We start from the raw sequence: 24,196 nt of genomic DNA, 5'->3' as shown, positions 1-24,196 counted from the left end.
TGCCGGACCTTCCAACCTCGCGGCGGCACTCTGCCACCTGCCAACGCCGACGTCGGTGTTCGAGGATCGCCTTCCAGAGCTCCAGGCGGTGGCGAGAGTCCTTCGGGAACGTGAAGCGGAGGACTCCCAGGACAACGGCAGTCACCAGCACGGGTGCGGACCCCGGGTGGGCGGTGAGGAACGGCATGGATCAGCCCTTCCCATCGCAGAGGTCGAGCGAGGCGGTGCCCAGCACCACCCGGTAGGTGTCACCGTGGCGGGTAAATCGCGCACCCTTGACTCCGGCCTCCCGGTGGGTCAGGGCCATAGCCAGGTCGCGGGGTTCTGGATAGCCGGTCCAGCGGTACTCCCATGAGTCGCCGGCGCCCCAGAGTCGACGTACGGGACCGTGCTGGATCACTTCTGGTTCCTTGCGGCGTTCGACTCCGGGGCGCTCCAGAGGGTCCCAGGACAGACTGGTCGCCCAGTGGCCACGCCGGTCAACCAGGTTGTAGCGGGAAACGAGACCTGCCAGCAGAGTGGTCGCTTCCCCCGAGATCGGGGGGACCGCTGCCAGTGCGCGACGCTCCTGCGCGGTGAGGTCGTTGTCCAGCGTGAGATAGGGGTGCCGGGGCACGAGGCTGCGCCTGTTGCCGCGCCGACATCCGGCCGGGTCACCGGTGATGGTCAGCAGTGCACCGGTGGGCAGATGGCGCAGACAGACGGAGCGCTGCCCATGGCACGTGTAGCTGGCCTCGTGCCGTAGTCCGGGGACGCCGCGTGAGTCGGCCCCCTCGTTGGCCAGCAGCCGGGTGGCCACGTTCTCCGGGGCGCGCTCCGCGACCATCACCAACTGGTCCCTGCGGGGCGACATCACTGGGTCGTACGAGGCGACAACCGAGTAGTTCCACTTCGCCGTCGGACCGGTGTACACGTTGCCGTTGAAAAGCGCGAACGCTAGTACGGCCCGGAAGGCGCGCTGGTCGTCCGAGCAGTCGTCCAGGCCCAGTCCGCGGGTGTCGCTGCTGATCGCGGATCGGGCAGCGGCTTTGCTCTCCCCGGTGTACTGGACGCGAAGTGAGATCCGCTCCTTGGGCGCCATGGTGTGGACGGGGAGTCCGCCCAACTCGCGCGCGGCGGTCAACCGTGCCTGTTGGAAGGGGATGACGTCCCCGGACTCGCGCCGGATACGGCGTGCGAGTGTGGCGATGTCCCTGTCGAGCGTCATGTCCGGCTCCCGGTGGGCGCGTATCAGTGCTCCCGCCCACTGCGCCCCATAGGAGGAACGGCAGTTTTCATTCACGCGCGCCCGGCGGCACTTTGCGCCCTCAACCCTGGGTAGTTGCGGGAGGAACCCAGGTCCGACGTAACGGCGAGCGTGGTCGCCTGAGACCGGAGCATAGCGCCTTGAGGGCGTGTGGGCGAGGTATGAGTCGGAGACCCCAACCGCACCGTCATCGGCGGCCCACCTGCGCGCAAGGGCGTCAAGTGAGGAGATCCGGCTGAAAGCCTGCTATCGCTGAACTCAGTTACGTGCCTTCAGTGGCAGCGGGGGCGCCTGCGCCGCACTGGAGGCGAAACGCGAGGCGGCCGCCAGGGAAGGCTGCTGCCTGCCTGTCGCTCGTGCTGCCCTGACCGACCGACCCGCATCTGCTCCAACCCCCCCTTGCGTCCGTGGCTACGGGGGGGCGGAGTCGTGCCCGCGCGACCCCCTTCGTGCTCTTCGTATTGGAAGTAGCAGCGAGATACAGTAATTTGACATTCCATTAGTAAGTCGCAGGTGGGGGAACCGCGGCTGGCCGAGGGGGAGGGACCAGGGCATGGCTTATCCACGTGCAGTGGGTTGGCTCCTGGCCAGTCTCGGCTGGGTTCCGGCGAGTCTTGAGGCTGACGCATAGGCATGCAGGCCCCAGGCACGTTTGAGCGTGGTCAGAGAGTAAGGGTCCAGGCCGCTGGCGTACCGGAGTTCGCCACGGTCAGGTTCGCCCTGCCCGGAGATCAACCGGGGTCATGGGACCTCATCCTGGTCGACGACGAAGACCGTCGTCACGAAGTGAATCTGGTAGCTGGAGACACGGAGACCGTGCGGCCTCTCGTCAGCGACGGGAAGGCTGACTCCGCACGTGTGCTGGCGGCCATGTGGACACAGTGGATGAACGCCGCGGCGACCAACGCCGAGTCCAGCGCGATGGCAGCCACACCGCTGAAGCCGTACGCGCACCAGACGACGGCCGTCTACGGAGCGATGCTTCCCCAGCCCCTGCTGCGTTTCCTCCTGGCCGACGAGCCGGGTACGGGAAAAACGATCATGGCCGGTCTGTACCTGCGTGAGATGCAGAGGCTCGGCCTGATCAAGCGGGCGATCATCGTGTGCCCGGCGAACCTCGCCACGAAGTGGGTGGACGACTTCCAGCGGCTGCTGGGGGGCGGTCTGCGTCAGTTAACCTCAGCCACGGTGCGTGAGGACGCCCTGAACTCCAACGACCTGTGGGTGGTTTCGCTCGAGTTAGCAGCCGTGAATCCCGCGGTACAGGACGCCATCCGGCCGGACAAGGCTGGCTGGGATTTGGTCGTCTTCGACGAGGCGCACCGGCTGACTCCGACTGCCGCCGGATTCCACCAGGTCGGACGGCTGCTGGCCAAGAACACACCGCGGGCGTTGCTGATGACGGCAACGCCCCACCGAGGCAAGGAGTGGCTCTTCCGGCACCTGCTGCACCTGGTCGACCCGGAGATCTACCCGGATCCGGGCAGCGACCCTAACGTCGAGCTCAGTGCCCTGCGCCCTGGCCCCATCCACTTCTTGCGGCGAATGAAGGAGGACTTGGTCGACTACGACGGCACGACCCGGTTGTTCAAGGGCCGCACGGCGCACAACCACAGCGTCCCGCTGTCGCAGACCGAGTACGGCTTCTACAAGGCCGCCCTGGAAATGGTCGACCGGTTCTTCCCTCCGGTGGCGCAGCCGCTTGCCCGCATGGTCTACGGCAAGCGAGCAGCCTCCAGTCTCTACGCTCTGGCCCAGACGCTGCGCCGGCGGCATGAGCACATGGGGGCGATGAGCGAGGCTGAGGCGGCGCTCATCGCCGACCGTGAGGACCACGGTGACGAGGCCGAGGTCGACGAGGCCAAGGTGATCCATACGGTCTCGGCTTCTACGCGGGCGGAGCGAACTGCGATCAACAGCCTCGTGCAGCAGATCGAGGCAACGCTCAACGACTCCCGCTGGCAGCCGTCTAAGTGGAAGCGGCTCACCGACGACTGCCTGGCACCCCACGGGATTCACCCCGGAAGCGGTGATCAGGCCGTGATCTTCACCGAGTATGCCGACTCTGCCGGGTGGATCGCCCGGCAGCTCCAGGACCAGGGATACAGCGCCCAGCTCTACTCCGGCCGCCAGAGCAAGACCGAACGTGACGAGGCGCGCAAGGCATTCATGCGCGGCGAATTCCAGATCATCGTCACCACCGATGCCGGCAACGAGGGCATCGACCTGCAGGCCGCGCACGTGCTCGTGAACTACGACATCCCGTGGTCCTTGGTCCGCCTCGAACAGCGGATGGGCCGCATCCACCGCGTGGGTCAGCAGCGCGATGTCTACCTCTACAACCTGGTCGCCACCGACACCCGGGAAGGCGTGACCTTGCTGCGCCTCCTGGACAACTTCGTAACGGCCGCGAACGAACTGCGCGGCCAGATGTTCGACAGCCTGTCGGTGGTCGCCGAAATGACCGGCGTTGACTATGACAAGTGGCTGTCGGACCTCTACGGCAACGACGAGCTGAAGAAACAGCAGGCCATCGACGCTGTCCAGGCAGTCCAGGCCCAGGAACTCATCCGGGCGGCCCGGAAGGTACGGGACAACGAGCGACGCCTCGCCAGCCAGGTGGACGCAGTGGCCGCGCTGACGCTGCTCCAGCGTGACCTGTTCGCACGCATCAACCCTGCCATTGTCGAGGCATACCTAGACCGGCTCGCGGCGGCCGGTGTACTGAAGTCCACGCCCACCGCGGCCGGCCCCGGGTTCCGGCGGCTCTCCCGGAGCGGCAAGGCAAGATTTCCGGCCACGTTGGGCGGAGGGAACGAGGTTCACGTCGCCACCAGCGGGGACGTGGTGCGCGAAGCCTCGGAGAGCATCGATGTCGGCGACACCGTCACCCTCGGGCCCGGGGAGCCCGGCTTCAGCGACCTGATTGACATAGCCGAGCACACCCTGGCCGAGGACCTCTACCAGTCCGGCGCCGCGGCAGATCCCACCAGCCTCACCCCGTACGACCTGTACGCGTACGAGGCCACGATGACGGAGAGCAACGGCAAGCGCGCCAGCGTATGGGCCACCTTGATCAAGGTTGACGACAGCGGCACCGCCCGCCCGGTGAGGTGGGAGTCCCTGGCCAACCTCGTGCCCACCGACCAGAACGGCAGCGCACCGCATCCGGCCCGGGAGGGACACGCGCTCACAGCTGCCCGACGAGTGGCTGCCGCGACCGTCGCAGAGCACCGGAAGGTGCGCGCCGACTGGTTCGCTCAAGCCCGCCGTGACCTGACCAACCTGCCACTGAGCCTCACCGACCGCATCGATGATCGCACTGCCCGGCTAGAGCTGAGGCACCGGCTTCAGGCCCAGACCGCTCAGCGCCTCGAAGAACTCGAGCGGCTCGCAGACGTGCAGCTGACCGAACCGAAGCAGGTGGGTCGGATCCGGGTCCTGGCTACTGCCGACATCACTGTCCAGGCCGAGATCGACGCCGAACTGGTCTCCATGCGACGCGTGCAGCAACTCCTTGAGGATGACGGCTGGACAGTGGCCGATGTCCATACCGAGGGCCGCGGTTACGACCTGGAGGCCCGCCGCCACAGCCAGGTCCGCCATGTCGAGGTCAAGGGCGTGCTCGGCAGCGCGGCCAGCGACGGCATTCGGATGACCGGCAACGAAGTCCTTATCGCGACCCAGCACCGCAAGGAGTACTGGCTGTACGTCATCGACCAGTGTGCCGACGGCAAGGGCCGATTCTTCGGCGCCTATCAGGACCCCGCCACCCTCTTCGCGAACGTCATGACCGGGAACGCGGTGTTCCGCGTCCCGGGCAGCAGTCTCAAGAACGCCCCCGGGAGCAACGCATGACCCGCATGATCGAACGCTGGTTCCCCTGTGCCGAGGTTTCGGTGAACAGTTCAGCGGGGTGGGGAAGCGGTGCGACCGAGATCGGGCTGTTTCCGTGGTTCGCAAAGCGTCCTGTCGCACAGGCCAAGGCAGCGGTGCTCTGCTCGCTGCTGCCCTGGCCAGAGGATCAGGCCGAGCAACAGCGTCTTCAAGAGCTGGTGCACACTGCCATGTCCGGGCGCTACGCCGCCTGGCAGATACTCCACGACGAGATTCTCAAGGCGAACCCTGAGGGCGCATCGGTCCTGGACCCGTTCAGTGGGCGCGGAATGATCCCGCTCGAGGCGGGGCGGCTTGGGCTTGAAGCCCACGGTGTCGACTACAGCCCGGTCGCGGTGCTGGCCAGCTCGCTCCTCACCGACTTCCCCTTCCGGGACTGGTCTCAGGAGCCGAGCCTGCCGTTCGCTGAGGAGAGCGACGCTCTCTACGACGACCGGCCGCGGCTGCTTGTTGACGTTCGCGCCACTCTCGATGAGGTGGGACGCCGGTGGACGGCAGCCATGGCGGACTACTACCCCGAGGTCAACGGCAAACGACCGTGGGGGTACCTGTGGGCCATCGCCATACCGTGCCAGGAGTGCGGCAACCGGTTCCCTCTGGTCGGCTCGTACGAGCTGCGACGGCCGAGTCAAAAACGTGGCCGCAAGGGCGCCCCGCCTGTCAATGATCCCGGCCAGTCGTTCTACATCGAAGCCGACCCGGCTGCTGGTACCTGCGCACCGGTGGTGCACGAGGGACCTCCAAGGCGTACCCCAACGCTGACACGCGCTCGTACGGCTGAGGGTCGGACGCTGCCGGGGAAGTCGGCGATCTGTCCGTTCTGCAGCCATGTACACCCACTCGATGTGCATCGCCGACTCACCGACGAGAGGCGTGCCACGGACATGCTCCTAGTGGTGGCCGACCACTCGGCCGACTTCGGCAAGGAGTATCGGGAGCCCACCGAGGCGGAGCTCGAGGCTGTCGCCGCAACGCCGGCGGCACTACGCGAGCTGTCCGACCCGAGCCCCTTTCTGAGTGCCGTACCCGACGAACGGATCGCACCGGGCAATAACAACATCATCGGGCCGTCCATCTACGGGGCGCGCACCTACGGCGACTTCATGTGTGATCGGCAGACCCTGGCTTTCGTCATGCTCACCCAGACCATTGCTCAGGTGGCCGACGAACTCACGTACAAGGCGGGGGTGAGCGCTGACTACGCACGGGCGCTGAGCGGATACGCCGGGTCAGTCGTTGCGCGGAAGCTTCGACGCGCTACCCGCGGGTGCACGATCGACATCAGTCGCGCAGGGGTCCATGACATATACGCCAATCAAGGCTCAATTACCTTCTCTCAGGACTTCTTCGAAGTGGGAATCGGCACTGGGCCGGGCTCTTGGGCGTCTCTGTGCAAGAGCAGCATGTCGACGCTTTCGAATCTGATGGCTGATATCCAGGGGACGTCGGTCAGCGTGACTCGGGGGTCGGCTACCTCGATGAATCTGCGGGACGCGTGCATCACTGCTGTGGTCACCGACCCGCCGTACGACGAGATGCTCGCGTACGCCGACTCCTCCGATCTGATCTACGCATGGCTGAAGCGAGCCCTGCACAACACTTGGCCCGAACTCGTCATCACTTCCGACGAACACGGCTGCCAGGAGAAGTCGGAAGAGATCATCGTCAAGCGGGTCCGGGGGGAGGCACCCAACGAGCACCGAACTCGCGAGCATTACGACACGAAGATCGCCGAGGCATTCAGTGAGATGCGTCGCGTGGTCCGCGACGACGGACTGGTGACTATCGTGTTCGGCTCCGGAGACCCGGAGGTCTGGCAGCGCCTGCTCACGGCCATCGAGAAGGCTGGCCTGGTGATGACGGGCTCCTGGCCCGCGAACACCGAGGCGAGCAACCACCAGGGCAAGGCGAACATCGAGACCACCCTGACCATGTCGTGCCGCCCCATGGCGCCCGGACGATCCCCCGGGCGGAAGGGCGCGGTCGAGGCCGAGATCAAGGCCGAGATCAAGCGGCGTTACCCGGACTGGGAGCGGTGGGGCTTGGCGCCGGCGGACATGCTGATGGCCGCTGCCGGACCCGCCATGGAGGTCGTCGGCCGTTACAGCGAGATCCTCGACGCCAAGGGCGAACCCGTCGACATCTACACGTTTCTTCCGCTGGCGCGAGCTGCAGTCCAGGAGGCCATGGCCGTCGAGATCAACCATCAGCCGCTGGAGACCTTTGACGCTCGAACGCGGTTCGCGTTGTGGTGGATCACGCTCTACAACCGCCAGATCCGGGCGAAGTCCGAACTGCGCTGGCAGGCTCTGGCTTCCTCGCTCGACCTGGCGGCGATACGCGACCTGGTTCCTGATGCCGACAAGGGTGTGCGGTTCATCGCCTCCCGGGACTACAAGGGCAAGATCGACGGAGATTCGACCGTGATCGACATTGCCCTCGCGCTCGCAGCTGCCTCGGAGGAGGGCCTACATGCCATGGGGCAGGTACTGGCGGCCGCAGAGCACGCGGCCGACGACACCTTCCTGTGGGCCGCAGTCCAGTTCCTCGCAGACCGGCTTCCCGACAACGACCCAGACTCCGTCCGCTTCACCCGCGTGTTGCGCAACCGGCCCGGCGTGGTCAGTGCCGCTGAGGCCGTTGCTGCGAGCGACTACGAAAAGGGCCAGTTCCAACTGACCGACGACGTCCAGTTGCGGCTCATGTGATGACGACCAACACCACCCTCACCCCCGTGATCCTCGTATCCGCCAGCCCAGGAGAGCAGCCATGACGACCAGCGTGACGCCGTGGTGGAAGGCGCTCAAGCTCCGCCAAGAGATCCGCAGTGCATCCGGGCAAATCGATGACGTACAGATGTCGCTGTTCCGGGCCGTTCACGCCACGGGAGCGGACCGGCCGCCCTATGCCGACGCCGACTACTACGGTGACATCACGCATCCGACCGAGCGACTCATCGACCTGCTCAGCGAAATTGCAATCCGCATCGGTGGTGGCAGCGACTACTTGAAAGCCCGAGCAGTCACTCGACTCGACCAGGGCATGGGCGGCGGTAAGTCGCACGCGTGCATCGGCGCCTACCATCTGGCCGCCAACCCAGGGGCGCTACTGCGAACCGAGCTCGGTCAGAAGGTGACCGAGCGCGCGAAAGCCAGGATCGGCCACGCTCTTACCGGCGACCTCGGACGTCCGCATGTCGTCGTGCTGCCCTGCGACAACATGACTCCGGGGGCTGGGGTACAGGAGCTCGACGGGCCTGCGGTCAACCTCTATGAGCGTTTCCTGTGGCGTCTGTTCTCCAAGGACTACACCCTCTTCGAGCGCTACCGGCGGTTCTGGAGCGACAAGCACAAGATCGCTGAGGCCATCAGTGCGGTGAACCGACCCGTTCTGATCATCATCGACGAGGTGCTCGACTACATCGGCAACGGGCTCGATGGCGCGAACCAGACCGACCTGGCAGCTCAGGACATGGCGTTCCTGCGGGCACTGCTCGATGCCGTCAACGATATCCCCCACGTTTCGATGCTGGTCGTGATGATCGCCTCCGACATCGACAAGACTGCGCTCTCGCCCGCCGCTCAGGCTCGCCGCGACGACCTGAACAGTCAGCTCGACCGCAATGGTCTGCCGACCACCGTGACCGGCGTGGGTGACTTCGCCGACATCCTCCGCCGCCGGCTGTTCGACGCCGAACCCGCCGGTGAAGTGCTCGCCGCGACTGCCGCGCTCTACGAGGACGTGCTGACGGACAAGACCTGGAGCAAGCAGGTCTGGGACCCGATCGGAGCCGGGTGGCGCCGCAACTGGCCCATGCAGATGGCAGCTTGCTACCCGTTCCACCCCATGCTGATGAGTCTGGCGCAGGAAGAGTGGAGCAAGGTCGCCGGTTTCCAGCGAGTCCGGTCCACGATCCGCATCTTCGCTGCCACGGTCTATGCCCTGCAGCAGCGCGGCAAGGCAGGCGAGTGGGTGCCGGCACTCATAGGGCCCGGAGACCTGCCACTGTCGGACAGCACCGTCCGGGAGGCGCTCCTGGGCAGCGGCCTGGTGGAAGACGACCGCACCATCGCGAACTACCGGAGCCTGGCCGAGATCGAAGTTATCAACCACGACGGCTCGTCGGGCGCAGCGCGCCGCCAGGACCTTGAGCGGCAATCCAGCACTTGGGCCCCGAACAACCCACGCGCGGCTGAACGTGCGGCCACCTTTATCTTCCTGGCGAGTGTTGTCGGCACCCTGCGCCCGGGGCGGGGCCGCGGAGCCAGTGCTCCTGAGGTCAAGGCGGCCACCAGCGTGCCGGGGACCACGTACACCGTCACCGACGCCGACGGCGTCGTCGATGAGCTGGTCAACCCCAACCGAGGGATGAGCGCTCTCGATATCACTCCCGGCCAGGGCAACAACAAGCCGGCCCGTTACTTCCTCTCCACCCGGCTCACCCACCGCATGCTGGTCAAGAACATCCGGCGCACCATCACCGAAGCCGAGCGTGACCAGGTCATCGCCGCCATCTCGAAGCGACTGGCCAGCAACGGCCCCTTCCGCGAGGTGCAGTTCGTCTCGGCGGACCCGCAACGCAGTCCTGCCGACGTCCTTGCCACTGCAGGCTTGGACACCGCCTACACCACCCGGCTCATCGTGCTGGACCCCGCGCAGTACAGCCTGCGCAACGGCATGGAGAAGCCGACCCTTGAGGCTCTCACCGTCGCCATGGGGCTCGGGCAAGGTGCCCAGCAGCTCCCCGTCCAGTGGGCCAGCAGTGCGGTATACGCCGTGGTGAACACCCAGCAGCGAGCCCTGGCACGCAACCTGGCGGTGGAGTATCTAGCGAGGCAGAAGGCTCTACAGGCTCCCGAGATTCAGAACGACGACGAGCTCAAGACCATCGGCGCCAAGGAGCTCGCCGAGGCCAAGACTCAGTTGGAGAGGGCACTCAAGCGGGCCTACCAGCATGTCGCCTACCTCGCCCAGCCCGATCCGGACGGGGAGCGGTACCTCGACCAGCTCACGTTCGACAAGGACAACATCACCGCCCTCGACGGCATGCTCGTCTGGAAGGGCCTCGCTGCTCGGGACAAGGTTTTCGACACTGGCCAGTTCAGCGCCAAGGCTCTCCTGCACAACCTTCGCGACCACGACTACGGCAAGACCCTCTCTGACATCCGAGCCGCCTTCTACAGCGCCCCACGATTGCCGCTGCTGTACGGCGGTGACCGCGACCTTCAGCAGGCGATCTACGATGCTGTCAGCCAGGGCCTGCTGAGCATCGTCGACGGAGCGGGCACCGAGGTGGAGGTCACAGCACCGGGGCAGGTCAACCTCGCGAGCACGGGCCTGCGCCTCGCCAAGCCACAACCCAAGACGTGCGCCGACTGCGACCAGCCGGTTCACGAAGGTCCATGCTTCGTGAGCGCCGACGACACCGTCGACAATGGCTCACCGCGCAAGCCCGGCAGCTCGGCGATCGACACACCAAGCGTGCCCCGGCAGCGGGAGACCGACAGGCCGAGTCCGGACCAATCTCCGAAAACGGAGCAGGTTAGGGACCGGCAGGTCGCCTTCTCGTTCACCAAGAACCTCCTGGCCAACGGTGACAGCGCCGACGGTTTCGCCGCACTCTTCCGGGCGTTCTACATGGCCCTAGACGAAAGGCAGATCAGCTATCTACAGGGCACTCTCCAGCTGGTCATACAGGCCGATGAGGCCGAGCAGATCCAGCAGCGCCTAGAAGAACTCGGCATAAAGGCGACATTCAAGGAGATCTGATGGGGTAGCCCGCATGCCGGTTACAGCAGCGACCGTCGTACTGCGTCAACCAGCGACGTCGCACGTACGTCGTCGGGGCCCCCGATGATGTGGTTCATCGTGTAACCGAACGCGATGCCGTGCTCCGGGTCGGCGAAGCCAAGCGAGCCCCCTCGGCCGGTGTGGCCGAAGGAGTTCTGGCCAGTCATGGGATTGGCCTCGGTGGGCAGCATGTACCCGGCGCTGAACCGGCTCGGGATCAGCATCACCCGGTCTTTCCCGCTGGCCTGCTCCTCGGTCGCTGACGCCAGGGCGTCCAGGGAGAGCAGGCGCACGCCGTCCACCTCGCCGATCAGCGCGGCGTACATGCGGGCAAGGGCGCGTGCGGTGCCGATGCCGTTGGAGGCCGGGAGCTCCGCGGCCTGCACCTCCGGTGAGTCGAAGTCGATCTCTGGCGGGTCGGTGACGGCGTACGCCCTGTTGCTGAATGAGTTCGGGTCCCGCCAAGCGGCGACCTGCTCGCGGAGTTCCTCGGGGACCGACTCGGTGGGCAGGGTGGTGAGGTCGACGTTCGGCCGTTGGTACACCATGCGGCTGACTCGGTCGCGTTCGTTGGCGGGCAGGCCGATGAAGAAGTCCAATCCCAGTGGGGCCGCGATCTCGTCGGCGAAGAAGCGGCCCGGTGAGCGGCCGGACACCCGTCGGATCACCTCGCCGACCAGCCAGCCCCAGGTCCGGCCGTGGTATCCGTGCGCTGTGCCCGGAGTCCAGAGGGGGTGTTGAGCAGCCAGTGCCGTCGCCATCGGTTGCCAGGCCAGCGCCTCCTTCAACGGCACCGGCTGATCCAGCGCGACCAGGCCGGCCCGGTGGGCCAGGAGCCAGCGCACAGGGATGTCCGCCTTGCCGTTCGCGGCGAACTCCGGCCAGTACTTCGAGACGGGCGCGTCCAGGTCGAGCTCTCCGCGCTCGACCAGCATGTGCGCCATCGTCGCGGTCGCGCCTTTGGTCGCCGAGTAGACCAGTTGCAGCGTGTCGCGTGTCCAGGGACGCCCGGTTTCGGCGTCGGCCACACCACCCCACAGGTCCACCACCGATCGGCCGTTCCGGTACACGCACACCGCCGCGCCGAGGTCTCCGTGCCGGGTGAAGTTCTCCATGAACGCCGCCCGCACTGGCTCGAACCCGGGTGCCACCTCACCGTAGATCGTCGTCATGTCGGCCATCCTGGCAGTCTTGCAGCCCTCTTCACCGAGACCGGCTTGTTCGCGGTGGCCAGGCGGTCGACATCAAACGGCGACGGACAGTTCCTGCAGGCGCTCCCGGAACTCGCACACGGAGGGGACGGACTTGTGCGGCTCCAGCCGTGTGGAGAACTCCTTGAGGCGGTTCAGGGCCCGAATGGAGCTGACGCTGTCCTCCAGCAGTTCGGCGCCGTAGTTCGCTGCGTCCAACGCACCCTCCAGGTCGCCGCCGGCGAGCCGCGCCTCAGCGAGACGGCTCGACCGTACCGCCTTGTCCCGGGGGGCGGCTCTCGTCACGGAAGTCTCCAGGGAACTGGTCGCGCGTTCCACCTGCCCCGAGCGCAACAGGACCTTCCCCTCGGTCGACCGCAGTTGTGCCTCGCCGAACCAGTCGAGCCAGTCCGGGTTGTCGTCCGTTACCTGGCGCTCCCATAGGAAGGTGGCACGGTTGAGAGCCGTGCCAGCCTCGCGGTGGTCGCCGTCGCGTGAGAGGGCCTCTGCCTTGTGCAGGTAGAGGAACGACTGGGTGCAGGGCGACAGAGAGCGTGGCGCGTTGTCGATGGCGGTCGAGATGAGGTCCACACGCTCGGCGGTGCGCCCGGCCTCGGAGACGTGTACGCCCATCTCCGCGAGGATGAAGGCGCCGAAGGCGTCGTCGCCGGCGGTGCGGGCGCTGCGCAGGGCACCGACGTAATAGCGCTGGCCTGCGGATCGTAGGCCGGCGTCGTAGGCCATCCATCCGGTCAGGTGCGACACGCGTGCCGCGAGCGCGTACAGCCGGAGCCTGACTTTGTCGGTGTAGCGGCCACCGCCGAGGAGACCGGCGACCAGAGCCAGGTCGCCTCGAGCCTGTTCCAGTAGTCGAGCACCGCCAAGCTGGTCGTCGAGCGTGCGGAGGGTGCTGATGCGTTGCTCGATCGTCGAGACCATTGTGTTCGTGACCCGGTCGCCGTTGAGCGCCGCCATGGCGGAGGGCGCGTCCACCCAGCTCGCCGCGAGACCGGTCAGGGCGGCTCCTGTGATGGTGAGGAAGCCTCTGCGGTCCATCCGTCCACTCCCCACCAGATCGGACAATGCCTCGACGGTACCGGCCTCTGTCCACGGAGCGGTGAGTCCGGTCACCTCCCAGACGGGAAGCCAGCGGGGCCATCCCTCTGCACGCGCCTGCTCGTACGGGACGCCCAGTAGGTCGGCGAGGACGCGCTGGGCGTCCGCGTCCGGCTCCTGGCCCTGTGCCCACTTCCATACAGTCGTCCGGTTGGTGGCGAGCGGGATCCCGAGCTTCCTCCCGTGGTCTTGTATGCGCCGGGCGAACTCGGCCTTGCCCCATCCACGCGTCTGGAGGAGGAAGGTCAGCGGGTGGACTGCTAACGGCTCGGTAGGCACGTCATCACTCCTGTCGTCCGCTCAAGACGTAGTTGGAAGGCTACTTCGCGTGCCCGAGTACGGGGAGGGCGTCCCCAGGAGAAACCCCCTAGAAACGTTCCGGTGCACCGGGGCACCGCCGTTGACTGAGTATCAGCCGCTGGCGAGCGAGTTCAGTTGAACGCTCGCGGAGCGGCTCCTCAGATCGGCGGCTCCATTCCTGTGCCCCCCGTCGGGGATGGAGCCGCTCTCCAGTTCTTCGGAGGCGTCCGCCATGCCCACGCTCGTCCATCGGTTCGTCCTCGCGGGTATCGAATCCGAGGTGCCCCCGGCCCGGCGCGAGATCGTCGACAAGGTACGCGCATGGGGTGTGCCGCTGGACGAGGAGATCGCCGACGCCATCCGACTCGTCGCCTCGGAGCTCATCACCAACGCCGTGGTCCACGGAGAGGGGCCGATCACCGTCACCCTGGCCAACCGGCCCGGTCGCTTGCTGATCGATGTCCTGGACGGCGACCCGTCGGTTCCGCGGACAGGGCGTGCCCAACCGGATGACGAGAACGGGCGCGGCTTGGCGTTGGTCCGACTGTTCTCGGCGCGCTGTGCCTGGGAGCCCGCCGGCGCCGGTAAGCGCGTATGGGCCGAGATGACGCTGCCCATGGCGGTGGAGGCGAGCACGGCTGCCGCTGGACCACGTGGCTTATTCGCGATGTGGGCCAAGCACCGGGATGCGGCCGAGCCCAGGTCGCTGACGATGGCAGTCGCCTGATGGGGAGGCACGCAGTACGAGCGGCTTTGTCTCCCGACCGCGATGTGGTCTTCCGCCCCACCCGCCGCGACATCGACCCCGTCACCGGCGAGCCGACGGCCTATGCGCTGTGGGACAGGCATGAATGGCAGGCGCATGGCGAGTGCTGGCTGTGGTGTGGCCGTGACGACGTTGAGGTGACGTGGATCGGGCCCGTCCGGTCGAGCGGCATGCACGCGGCTCTCTTCGCGTGCCGGGCGTGCCTGTACGAACTGGACCAGCGCGTCCTGGAGGCCAACATGCGTCAGGACGCGGCCGTTCTGCCGATGAGCGGTCAGTCCATGCGGCCGTAGGCGCAGAGCTGCGGCTTACGGGGCCGCCCAATGACCGCCGCCTCACGGAAATCCATCTCTCCCACGGCCGTGAGGCGGCCCTGACCTTCCGCCGGAGCCCCGGCGGGAGACCCAAGAGGAAGGAGCACGAGGTGGAAGAGCGCACGGCACCGCCTTCGGCCCGTAGCGGCTTGCTGATGGCGGTCGAGGAGCTGACCGCCGTCCACGACCGGTACGACAGCCTCCGGTCCGACAACGCCGGAAGCTCCGGCGACGCGCCGTGGCCGGGCGGCGACGGCAACCTGCACGACAGCGAGTAGGCACGCCCGCCCCAAGCGGCTGGGGCAGGCACGACTGGCCGTGCCTGCCCCAGCCGTGTCCACATCAGGCGACCACACCCTTGGAAGGGCAGCGATGGAACATCGGTTGATCAACGCGATCGAGACAGCACTCGGATGGAGCGGGGCCGAGGAGCTGGGCAAGGGTTTCGCGCGGGGCGGTCTGGACGACCCCGCGCTCCTCTCCCGCCTCCTGACCCCCAACCGGCTGCTCGACATCGCCATGCGCAGGAGCCTGAACCGTCCGCAGTTCCGGTGCTTCCAGAAGGGTGTGGAGGTTCACCCGGCTGTCTACTACACAGACAGCGTCAGCCCCCGGGGTCAGAGCATCCCCATGGTCAACATGCGCAGCCTCGGAAACCTCCTGCGAGAAGGCGCGACGCTCATCCTCGACCAGGCCAACGTCTTCGACCCGACGATGGAGGTCGCGTGCCGGGCGTTGCAGTGGTGGTCCCATGAGCGTGTGCAGGTCAACGCGTACCTGACGACGAACGACGCCGCTGGCTTCCCCCTGCACTGGGACGACCACGACGTCGTGATCGTGCAGCTGGCTGGCGAGAAGGAGTGGGAGGTGCGCGCGACTTCCCGCAAGGTCCCCATGTACCGGGACTCCGACCCCAACACCATTCCGAGCGACGAGATCATCTGGTCCGGAGTGATGCGGACCGGTGACGTCATGCACATCCCCCGAGGCCATTGGCACCAGGCGACCAGGACCGGCAGCGGCTCGGGGAAGAGCCTCCACGTCACGTTCGGCATCACCAAGCGCACCGGCGCAAGCTGGCTCGCCTGGCTAGCCGACTGGAGCCGGGAGCACGAGATCTTCAGGCACGATCTGGACCGCTGGCACCTTCCCGACAGCGCGGCTCTGGCCGAGGCCGCCACGGCACTGCTCGGCGAGCGCTCCCCGGCCGACTATCTGGCCGCGTACGAGCAGGAGACGACCCTGCCCAGGCATGTGCCGTTCCTCGACATCCTCGGGCCGCTCGACGCCGTCGTGTGCACCACCCACTTCCCTGCCCGGATACGGGAGAGCGGGGAGACCGTCGATGTCCTGGCCTCGGGGAAGAAGCTGACCCTCGCGGCCAAGGCCCTGCCGGCGCTGCGTCTGCTGTTGAGCGGCAGGCCGGTCGTGCTGGAACAGGCCGCGGCCGTCGCAGGGGCCGAAGTGGTGGAGGTCGCCGAGATCCTGGTGAAGGAGGAGCTGTGCGCGGTCCTGACCCCCGAATTGTCCTCGGGCTACACCGGTCTCGTCACGAACGCCGACTCCTGACCGGGGCGCTGGACCTGGGCGTCACCGCGCTCGACACCAGCACCAACTACCTTGGCTTCCGCTCGCACCAGGTCCTGGCTCGGGCAGCCGGTGACCTGCTGCCGAAGTTCACGGTCTCCACGAAGGTCGGCTACTTCCCGGGGTCCGACGGGGCGGAGCACTCCCTGGATCCCACGCGGCTGTACTCGGCCGTGGAGGAGGCGGCCAAGAACCTGGGGCGGGAGCCGGACCTGGTGTTCCTGCACAACCCGGAACACTCGCTCCGGAAAGCTGTCCCGCACGACAAGGATCTGCTTGCAGCGGCGTGCACCGCCCTGGATGACGCCAAAGCTAGGGGGCTGTGCGGCGCCTGGGGGGTCGCGTCGTGGGATCCGTCACCGGTGCTGAGCGTGGTCGACCTGACCGTGCCGAGGCCATCGATTCTCATGGTGCGCGCCGGCTTGCTGGTCGGCGCCAGAACGCTGGCCGCGGCGGACGCCCTCATCAATGCGTGGAATCTGGGGTGTGGCGAGGTTTGGGGGATGAGCCCCTTTGGGGGCAGCACCAGTGCCTCGGTGTGGCACAGGTTGGACCCGCGCCTTTTCCTCCGGGACGGCCGTCGGCTCTCCCGCGTCCAGGCAGCATTCAGAGTCGCCTACCATCTCCCGCAGGTCGGCTCCATCGCCGTGGGCACCGACGAGCCGACCCACCTTGGGGAACACGTCGGAGCTCTGGCCGGCCAGGTGGAGGAGCGGACCGTCCAGGAGTATCGGAAGCTCCTCCGCGACCGCTCGCCTCATCACTCTGCTTGAAGCTCCTCGATGACTTGCTCGGCCGTGCGCTGTGCAGGCTCCAACCGCGGATCCTCAGGGTGCGCGTACGGCCCAAGGATCTTAGAGCAGACGAACAGCGTCATCAGCTTGCCCTCCCGGCTCTCGAAGTCCCGCCGACGCTCCTGCCGTACACGATCGGCCAGAGACGGGACGGCAAGCGAGCTCGCCCACAGCGAGGCCGAGTCCAGTCCCTGTGGGGCGTTCCCCCAGTCCTCCCAGTCGAAGAGGCTGAAAACCGGCGCCGTGACGTTGGCCCAGTTCAGGTCGGCGTGGGCGGGCACCCAACGCTGGACGGTCGTATCGAAATCGCTCGGAAAGACAGCCCGAATGGCCTCGGTGACCGACGTCTGGGTGATGGTCTCGGTGTCGGGTGTGGCGATCCGCCTTGTCTGGTGCGCTGCCAGCGCGGCCAGAGAGGCGTTCAACCCTTCCCACCACTCGTCCGAGACTTCCGGGGCCTCACTCAGAATGGCGCTTCCGACTGGAGCGGCGGGCAGAAGGTCAGTTTCGTCGGCCCGCCACATCACCTGTTCGTTCGTGTCCCGCCAGACCAGGCACCCCCGCCATGCCGGCTGGGCGACGCCGTCCAAGCGGGCGGCGCACTCCGCGCCGTTCCATCCTTGATCGGTGATCTTGTCGAGCAAGCGTCGCTCAATGCGGACCCAGGTCTCGCGGTCGGTCCGTGCTCCTACGGATCGACGCTTGCGCACCACCGTTTCCGGTAGGAAACGCACCTGCAGAGACCGGGCCACGCGATCCAGAACCTCGTCAACTGGCTGCACGCGTAGGTCAACAGTCTGACTCGTGGGGACCGAGAGCGTCATACAGGCGACCGTAGCAGTGGGGCAGCGAGAGGGCCCTGCTTCGGCAACGCGCGGGGCGCCGAGGCCCCCTGGCGCCGACCGCCTCGCGCGGGTGTGTCGTGGGAGCGCTCGGACAGGGCGGGCAGGTGGGCGCTGCGCCGCAAGCGCCATACCAGGACGTCGCTGATGGAGGTGGCGGTGTCGAGCTCGCGCCGTCCGGCGGCCTCGCTCAGCAGGACGCCCGGGTCATGGCCGACTTTCCGGGCGTCGTCGAGGGTGGCGGCCAGGGCGGGCCAGCCGGGCTCGGCCTGGACCCGTGCGGCCAGGTCCGGCAGCACCTCGTGCAGGAGGTCGGCTTCCCGCTGCCGAGCACGCAGGGCCAGACGTTGGCCTCGCTGGCGGAGGACGGCCATCGGCTGGGCTGCTGCGGCTTGGTAGGCGGCGCGGAGGTGTTCGGCGGCTTGCCAGGCTGCTGCGGCCTGCTGGCTGTGGTGCTTCTTCGCGTGCCAGTTCGCCGCCGCGATGGCGAGGAAGAAGGCCATGTCGATGAGCATGGCGGTGGTGGCGCCGTCTTCCCCGCGGCCCAGAGCGGGCCCGCTGTGGACGAGGTCGCGGGCGGCCTGGCGCAGGCCCCGGTCATGCCCGCGTACAGCCCTGATGTGGGAGCGACTGGCACGCTCGAACACGAAGGCCGCCTCGCGCAGCTCAGCACGGGTATGGGAGGCGGAGGTCTTGGCCAGCGCGTCCAGGACCTCACCCGCCGCAGCGATCTGCGCCGCTGCCGTGCCGTCGTCACCGTGATCGATGATCAGCAGCGCCTGCCAGGTGGCGACAGTGGCCCGGCGCCGCGCGAACGCGGGACCTGTCACGTCCGGCAGGGCGGCCTGCTCCGGCCGAGAACCGTTCGCCGAAGCGGCCTCGGCGGGAAGCGTCCAGCGTTCGCGGATGCGGGGCAGGGACAGATCAGGAGCGAGCGTGGAGCCCGCGTAGAACACCGGCTCCTTCTCCCCATTGCGGTCATCGGGCAGCGCGACCTTGTAGCCAAGCAGGTCGCCGGAGGGCGCGATGCGCTTGCGGATCAACAGACCGGCGGCGGCCAGCCGGTCGAAGAACTCCTCCTCGCTGCCGGCGCCGGCCACCGCACGCCGTACGGTCTCCCGCAGCTCCGCACGCGCCGGACGCTCCCTGCCCTGTCGTTCGGCCTTGTGCCGCTCCGCGCTGGTGGTCCGCTTGGCGGCGGTGCCGTCCCCGGGCGCGACCTGGTGCAGGCCGAGTGCCTTTTCGATCAGGCGGCACTCGGCCTGAGCGCGTTTGCCGGAGCGGTGGTGGTCGGGGCGGCGGCCGTCCTCGCGGACGAGGGTGGCGATGATGTGGATGTGGTCGTCGGCGTGCCGGACGGCGGCCCAGCGGCAGCCGGCGCCGTCGCCAGGGTCGATGCCGGTAGCGGCGACCATACGGCGGGCGATGTCGCCCCACTGCTCGTCGGACAGGATCGGGTCGTCCGGGGCGGCGCGCACCGAGCAGTGCCAGACGTGCTTGTCGGGGCGTTGGTCCGGGGCGAGGAGGGCGAGGGGCTGGTCAAGGAGGTTCTGGAGGCCCTTCTTCATGACCGAGGGGTCGCGGCCGGGGTCGGCGGCCATGCCGTCGAAGGAAGCGACCAGGTGCGGGTCGAAGTGCTCCTCGTGGGTGCCCTTACCGTACAGGTAGTGCAGGAGCCCGAGGGTGTTGCTGCCCTGCTGGTGGATCCGGGGGATCAAGCCGTCTCGCCCTCCTGCCCGTTGGCGACCCTGTCGGCTGCCCGTTGGACGGCCTGTGTGGCACGCTGAAGGTCGGCGAGGGCAGCGGCGAAGTGCGGTGCGTCGGCACCGGAGTTGAGTGCCTTGGCAATCTGGTTGACGTTGCCGCCTGCCCAGCCGAGCTGACGACGCACACCGAACAGCGCGGTCAGGACATCTCGCTCGGTGGCGATGGCCGCGGCGGTGCGGGACTGGTCCCGGGCAGCGGCCAGCGCGGAGTGGGCCATGAACCCGGCCACGCTCATGCCGACATGGTCTGCGCCGGCCTGGATGATGGCGAGTTCTGGCTCGTTGAGGCGGACGCTGTGGGCGGGGCGCTGCTTCTTGTCACGCGGACGCGACTTTCCCTTCCTGGCCTTGCCCTTCGGGCTGGCCTTGCCTGGCTGCGGTCCGCCCTCGGTCGCAGCTTTCCCGTCCGGCGCCCCCTGGCGCCGGACGGGCCCCGCCACCCCAGGGGCGGGACCGGGTTCGGGCGCTCCCCCCACGGGGGAGTGTCCGGACCTCCAACTTGCTCCGTCTGGGGCAGGGTTGGGCGGCAGGGATTCTTCGGGGGCCATGGGGTCTTCGTGGTGCGGGGTCTGCATGGGGCCTTCCGGGTCGGGGTGTGGTCGGGAGTGCTGGTGCTGCGGGGATCAGTGGGGTGGATGTCCGGCTGCGGCTTTGAGCTGGGCCTTGAACTCGCGGACGACTCGTCCGACGCCGTCGCTGGAGACGGTGTAGCCGGCGGCGCGCAGGGCGTCCTCGACCCGGTCGCGGCCGACGCTGCCGGTCTCCTCGTAGATGAGGCGAGCGTGCTTGAGGATGACCTCGTCGGAGGCACGGGCTTTGCCGGCGTCGCGTTTCTTCCGGGCAGCTGGTCTCCGCTCGTGCCTGCCCGAAGGGTTGCCCGAGGTCTTGCCCGTGAGCACCCGGCTCTCTTCAGTTTCTGCCCGTGCGGGCAGCCCGGGCTCCGAGCGGGCAGGCTGCGGGCGGGCAGCCGGAGGCACCTCGTCGTCACCCGGATCTGACGGGTGCGGGCGGGCAGTTTCCTCTGCCCGCGGCAGTTGTGCCGTGCGGCCGGCGCGCGGGCTGCTGTGCCCGGATTCCCGGGCGGGGTTGGAGGCCGGGACCTGCCAGCGCGGCGGCAGCGTGATGGAAGCGAGGCCGAGGGCCTGCTTACGGGTGGCGAGCTTGCGCAGCAGCATCTCGTCCTGGAGCAGGTCGCCATCGACGTCGGCCCGCTCCAGGGCTTCGTGCAGGCGTTCCGTCAGGCGTCGTTGCCGCCGCTTGCCGCGCTGGCGGTCGGTCGTCGACTCGGCGCGCAGGATCAGGGCGACGGCTTCGCTCAGTGCGCGCTCGCGGATGAGGCGGGCGGCATCGGCGTCCTGGTCGGCGACGCCGAGCCGGGCCAGGAGGCGTTCGCGTGCCTGGCGGACGAGGACGGCGGCCAGGCCGCGTGAGGCGGCGTCGGGGGTGCGGTGGCGCAGCTCGATGCCCATGGCCAGGTGCCACAGCATCGCGGCCATGACGGGGCCGACGAAGGCTCGCACGATGCCGCCGACCAGCCCGGACTCGGCGTAGGCGGGCAGAACTTGGACGGTGGTGATGACCCAAGTGAGGCTGCCGGGCAGGCCGGGAGCCTGCTTCGGGCCGTTGAGGTTCTGCCGGGCCATCAGGGCGGTGGCGAACAGGGCCAGCTCGGCGGCGGCGAACATCGCGACGCGCTCGGCGGTGCCGCCCATGTCGAGGTAGTCGGCGGCGAACCGCCAGCTGGTGTCCGCGCTGTACGCGGTGCAGCCGAGCGCGGCCACGGCCGCGACCGGCACCGCGGCGGTTCCACGCCAGCGGTTGGTGTGATGCCGTCGGAGGCGCTGCTGGCGGATCAGCCACGCGGCGAGCAGGCCGAGCACCACGGGCGGGATGAGGAGCGCCACGCTCATCACCGGGGAGGTGGCCCAGTCAGGAAGGAGCGGCGTGCCGCTGATCCGTATGGCGAGGGGGACGGGGCTGAGAGGAAGCAGGAGGAGGCTCCAAGGCGTCGAGGATTGAGGGCGAAGGGCGAATCGACGGAGCGCTGAGCAACCGCCTACGCGAGTGGCTGGCGCGGGCAGGGCTGGTGTGAGCGAGGGTGATGCGGCGGGGTCGGCCAGGAGAGGGCGCTGAGGCGGCCAGTCAGGCGGCGGGCGCTGTGCGGCGTCGTCGGTCGGGGCCGTCGAGGATGACGCGCTCCGTCATCTCGGCGAGGCGGGAGGCGACGCGGTCACCGAGGGTGACGCGCAGCTGCTCCATCGGAAGGTTGGTGGTGATGAGGGTGGGGAGCATGTGCTCGTACCGGCAATTGATGAACCGGTAGGTCAGCTCCTCGGTCCATTCGCTGGTCTTGGCCGCGCCGAGGTCGTCCAGGAACAGCAGCGGGCAGCGCGCCAGGGTCTGCAGGTCACGCTCGGCGTCGTGACCGGCGCGGGGGCGCAGGCGCGCGTGGAAGTCGGCGGTGGTGGTCGCTTCCCAGCGCAGACGGACCCCTCGGGCGAGCAGGGTGCGGATGGCGCCGTACGCCTGGTACGTCTTGCCCGTGCCCGTGGGGCCGGCGATCAGCAGCGACGGGCCTTCGGCGATGCCCGGCCCGCCCGGGCCGGGGCGTCCGGCGCGGGCGATCTCGTCGGCCCAGGTGGTGACCTTCGGATGGTCGGCCAGGGCTCGGCGGTACCGGGCGGGGATTTTGGCGTCGGCGAGTTCCAGCGCGGTGACGGGCTCGGCGTGCCCTTCCTCGACGGCGGCGGTGGCGAGGTCGATGCCGCGACTGGCAAGGATGCCGTTGAGCCGATCGGCGAGCGGGCCGACCCGGCGGGGCTCGCGGGTGAGGGTGGCGGTCAGAGGTCACCTCCGTAGGCGGCTTCGACATCGGCGGGGTTTGTCCACGCCCTGTGGACAACCGGCGCGGTGGGGACCGCGTTCATGACCTCGTGCACGAGGCTCGGCAGAGTGCTGGGATGCAGGCCCTTGGCGCGGTGCCGTTCTAGGCCGGCCCGGATGTGGGCGGGGGCGATGCCCTCGCCGAGCAGCTTGCGCACCTCGCGCGCGAGATGGCCCAGGACGTCCTTGGGCGGACGGTGTGTGCAAGCGGCGGCGTACTCGGCGATGAGTTCGCTGGCCGAGACGGCGTGGGGTGCGGGGGCGCTCGCGCCCCCCGAAGGGATATTTCCTAGATCCATGATCCTAGGTCCTAGATCCGGACGCTGAGGCGTCACCGCTCCCTCACTGAGCTCTCCCCGCTGTCTCACGGAGGGCTCAGTGAAATCGCCCTGACCTGCTATTTCATCATCGGTGACCGGATTCACCACAGGCTCGCGTATTCGCCCGGAGCCCTCGCGGAGGGCTCCGTGAGGCTGCGGTGGGGGCTCCGTGATCCCGACTCCCGCAGTCGGGGCGCCGACGCCGGGTGCAGTGCGGGCCGGCGTCGGCGTGTCGTGGTGGGGGCAGGCGGGAAGCCGGCTCGCGCTGGGGCGGTTGATCTTCTGGTGCTGCCGCCAGGTGACGATGTGCAGGTAGCGCTTGTCGTCCAGGCCCTTGTAGCGGCATATCAGCCCTGTGTCGGCGAGCTGGGCGAGGTCCTTCTCGACGTCGGCAGGTGTGTGTTCGGGGCGCAGGACCCACAGCTGCCCGGTGATGATCGCGGCGTGGTCGCGGTGGCGGCCCTGGTCGTCAGCCTGGGTGAGCAGGCCGAAGAAGGTGCGCTCGGCGGTCAGGGTGACGGCGGCCAGGGACTCGGAGACGAAGGCTTCGGGCTTGATGGTGCGGATTCGTGCCAAGAGGGGCGGTCCTCACTCGGTGACCGGTGGGCTGGGTGCCCACGGTTCACCGTCGGTCGGGGGTTGGACGGGCGTGAAGGGCGGGGGATGTCCGGCCGTTGAGGCGGGGTGCGTTGATGGCCGCTCGCGCTTTCCGGGGGTGTCGTCAACATAGCCACACCCAGGTCGCGCAAGTCCAGCACTATCCGGCGCAATCTCTCACGGCAGAAATGCCGCTGGAAATCGAGTCGGCGAGGGCGGTGCGAAAACGGTAGGGCACGATCGGCGGTTGACCAAATAGTTGCGCGACATCCCGAGCCAGAAGGATCACATCGGGAAGCCGTTGACGTCCTGCGAGCGATGAAGCTACAACACAACGCCCCACGTCAGAGAGGGTCTCTGGTGTCGGGGTCCGTTCGGGGATCCGGACCTTCGCAGCACCCCGACCGTCTCGCTCGCCCATTGAGCGCGGCGCAACATAACCGATGATCGCCGGTTAACCAAACCGGCGAATGCACACTACAACTGGAGCCATGGCAGCACGATCTCTGGAAATAGGGCCCGCAGGAATGCTGGCGGCTCGCGCCATCGAAATCCTGCGTACGGAACGCGGCCTTGGGCAGCGCCAACTCGCAGCGCGCTGTTGCGCTTTGGGCCGCCCTATGTCCAACACGATGCTGTCCCGCATCGAACTCGCCAAGCGGCGATGCGATATCGACGACCTCGTCGCCATCGCCGCAGCCCTGCAGGTGTCACCCGCCGCCCTCCTCCAGGGGCCGGGCGCCGCCTGAGCCGCCCACGCAGCCCCTCCCCGACCTCCCGACCAGGAG

The 24,196-nt window shown here is 68.0% G+C and carries 18 protein-coding genes; 9 read left to right on the top strand and 9 right to left on the bottom strand.

The features are described 5' to 3' along the window. Positions 1–190: 190 nt before the first annotated feature. Entirely contained in the window at positions 191–1,207 is a 1,017-nt protein-coding gene (locus ACE4Q9_RS15535) for a hypothetical protein (protein WP_397984824.1), read from the bottom strand. A gap of 924 nt (positions 1,208–2,131) precedes the next feature. Here ACE4Q9_RS15535 and ACE4Q9_RS15530 point away from each other — a divergent pair. The 3 genes from ACE4Q9_RS15530 to ACE4Q9_RS15520 all read left to right on the top strand — a co-directional run bounded on the left by ACE4Q9_RS15530 (position 2,132) and on the right by ACE4Q9_RS15520 (position 10,912). Next, complete coding sequence (locus tag ACE4Q9_RS15530; protein ID WP_397984823.1) at positions 2,132–5,104, top strand: helicase-related protein; 2,973 nt, start codon at positions 2,132–2,134, stop codon at positions 5,102–5,104. Next, positions 5,101–7,851, top strand: a complete 2,751-nt coding sequence (locus tag ACE4Q9_RS15525; RefSeq protein ID WP_397984822.1) for a DUF1156 domain-containing protein — start codon at positions 5,101–5,103, stop codon at positions 7,849–7,851. The genes ACE4Q9_RS15530 and ACE4Q9_RS15525 overlap by 4 nt, the downstream gene beginning before the upstream one ends. Before the next feature lie 61 nt (positions 7,852–7,912). Further along, on the top strand, positions 7,913–10,912 hold the full coding sequence (locus ACE4Q9_RS15520) for a DUF499 domain-containing protein (protein WP_397984821.1): 3,000 nt from the start codon (positions 7,913–7,915) through the stop codon (positions 10,910–10,912). Positions 10,913–10,932: 20 nt separating this feature from the next. Here ACE4Q9_RS15520 and ACE4Q9_RS15515 read toward each other — a convergent pair whose 3' ends face one another. Both ACE4Q9_RS15515 and ACE4Q9_RS15510 read right to left on the bottom strand, forming a co-directional pair. After that, a complete protein-coding gene (locus ACE4Q9_RS15515) occupies positions 10,933–12,105 on the bottom strand; it encodes a serine hydrolase domain-containing protein (protein ID WP_397984820.1) in 1,173 nt (390 codons plus the stop codon). A gap of 72 nt (positions 12,106–12,177) precedes the next feature. Beyond that, the gene (locus ACE4Q9_RS15510) at positions 12,178–13,518 is read right to left on the bottom strand and encodes a tetratricopeptide repeat protein (protein WP_397984819.1); all 1,341 of its coding nucleotides are present in this window, start codon (positions 13,516–13,518) and stop codon (positions 12,178–12,180) included. Positions 13,519–13,771: 253 nt separating this feature from the next. Between ACE4Q9_RS15510 and ACE4Q9_RS15505 the strand changes: the two genes are divergently transcribed. The 5 genes from ACE4Q9_RS15505 (at position 13,772) to ACE4Q9_RS15485 (ending at position 16,979) form a co-directional block, all read left to right on the top strand. Beyond that, on the top strand, positions 13,772–14,266 hold the full coding sequence (locus tag ACE4Q9_RS15505; protein WP_397984818.1) for an ATP-binding protein: 495 nt from the start codon (positions 13,772–13,774) through the stop codon (positions 14,264–14,266). Positions 14,267–14,292: 26 nt separating this feature from the next. Next, positions 14,293–14,598: a hypothetical protein gene (locus tag ACE4Q9_RS15500; RefSeq protein ID WP_397984817.1), complete on the top strand. Its 306-nt coding sequence runs from the start codon at positions 14,293–14,295 to the stop codon at positions 14,596–14,598. Between the two features lie 131 nt (positions 14,599–14,729). Further along, complete coding sequence (locus ACE4Q9_RS15495) at positions 14,730–14,897, top strand: hypothetical protein (protein WP_182790285.1); 168 nt, start codon at positions 14,730–14,732, stop codon at positions 14,895–14,897. 94 nt (positions 14,898–14,991) lie between these two features. Beyond that, positions 14,992–16,188: a JmjC domain-containing protein gene (locus tag ACE4Q9_RS15490; protein ID WP_397984816.1), complete on the top strand. Its 1,197-nt coding sequence runs from the start codon at positions 14,992–14,994 to the stop codon at positions 16,186–16,188. Beyond that, entirely contained in the window at positions 16,122–16,979 is an 858-nt protein-coding gene (locus ACE4Q9_RS15485) for an aldo/keto reductase (RefSeq protein WP_397984815.1), read from the top strand. Before ACE4Q9_RS15490 ends, ACE4Q9_RS15485 begins: the two co-directional genes overlap by 67 nt. On the opposite strand, the gene ACE4Q9_RS15480 is transcribed toward ACE4Q9_RS15485, so the two are convergent. The 6 genes from ACE4Q9_RS15480 to ACE4Q9_RS15455 all read right to left on the bottom strand — a co-directional run bounded on the left by ACE4Q9_RS15480 (position 16,967) and on the right by ACE4Q9_RS15455 (position 23,387). Then, the gene (locus tag ACE4Q9_RS15480) at positions 16,967–17,824 is read right to left on the bottom strand and encodes a hypothetical protein (RefSeq protein ID WP_397984814.1); all 858 of its coding nucleotides are present in this window, start codon (positions 17,822–17,824) and stop codon (positions 16,967–16,969) included. The genes ACE4Q9_RS15485 and ACE4Q9_RS15480 overlap by 13 nt on opposite strands. Then, positions 17,821–19,560: a relaxase/mobilization nuclease domain-containing protein gene (locus ACE4Q9_RS15475; RefSeq protein ID WP_397984813.1), complete on the bottom strand. Its 1,740-nt coding sequence runs from the start codon at positions 19,558–19,560 to the stop codon at positions 17,821–17,823. The genes ACE4Q9_RS15480 and ACE4Q9_RS15475 overlap by 4 nt, the downstream gene beginning before the upstream one ends. After that, positions 19,557–20,048 (bottom strand): plasmid mobilization protein, encoded by a 492-nt coding sequence (locus ACE4Q9_RS15470; RefSeq protein ID WP_397987228.1) that lies wholly within the window; start codon positions 20,046–20,048, stop codon positions 19,557–19,559. Before ACE4Q9_RS15470 ends, ACE4Q9_RS15475 begins: the two co-directional genes overlap by 4 nt. Positions 20,049–20,231: 183 nt before the next feature. Continuing rightward, a complete protein-coding gene (locus ACE4Q9_RS15465; protein ID WP_397984812.1) occupies positions 20,232–21,518 on the bottom strand; it encodes a hypothetical protein in 1,287 nt (428 codons plus the stop codon). A 232-nt stretch (positions 21,519–21,750) separates the two neighbouring features. Then, complete coding sequence (locus tag ACE4Q9_RS15460) at positions 21,751–22,452, bottom strand: ATP-binding protein (protein ID WP_397987227.1); 702 nt, start codon at positions 22,450–22,452, stop codon at positions 21,751–21,753. Further along, complete coding sequence (locus ACE4Q9_RS15455; protein WP_397984811.1) at positions 22,449–23,387, bottom strand: hypothetical protein; 939 nt, start codon at positions 23,385–23,387, stop codon at positions 22,449–22,451. Before ACE4Q9_RS15455 ends, ACE4Q9_RS15460 begins: the two co-directional genes overlap by 4 nt. A 512-nt stretch (positions 23,388–23,899) precedes the next feature. Between ACE4Q9_RS15455 and ACE4Q9_RS15450 the strand changes: the two genes are divergently transcribed. Beyond that, a complete protein-coding gene (locus ACE4Q9_RS15450) occupies positions 23,900–24,157 on the top strand; it encodes a helix-turn-helix domain-containing protein (RefSeq protein ID WP_397984810.1) in 258 nt (85 codons plus the stop codon). Positions 24,158–24,196: the final 39 nt, after the last annotated feature.

Origin of the sequence: Streptomyces sp. AM6-12 (genome assembly GCF_044327085.1) — a bacterium.
In the GTDB taxonomy this organism is placed as follows: domain Bacteria; phylum Actinomycetota; class Actinomycetes; order Streptomycetales; family Streptomycetaceae; genus Streptomyces.
The sequence above is the reverse complement of the archived record's forward strand: the minus strand, read 5'-3'. Positions and strand labels throughout refer to the sequence as shown.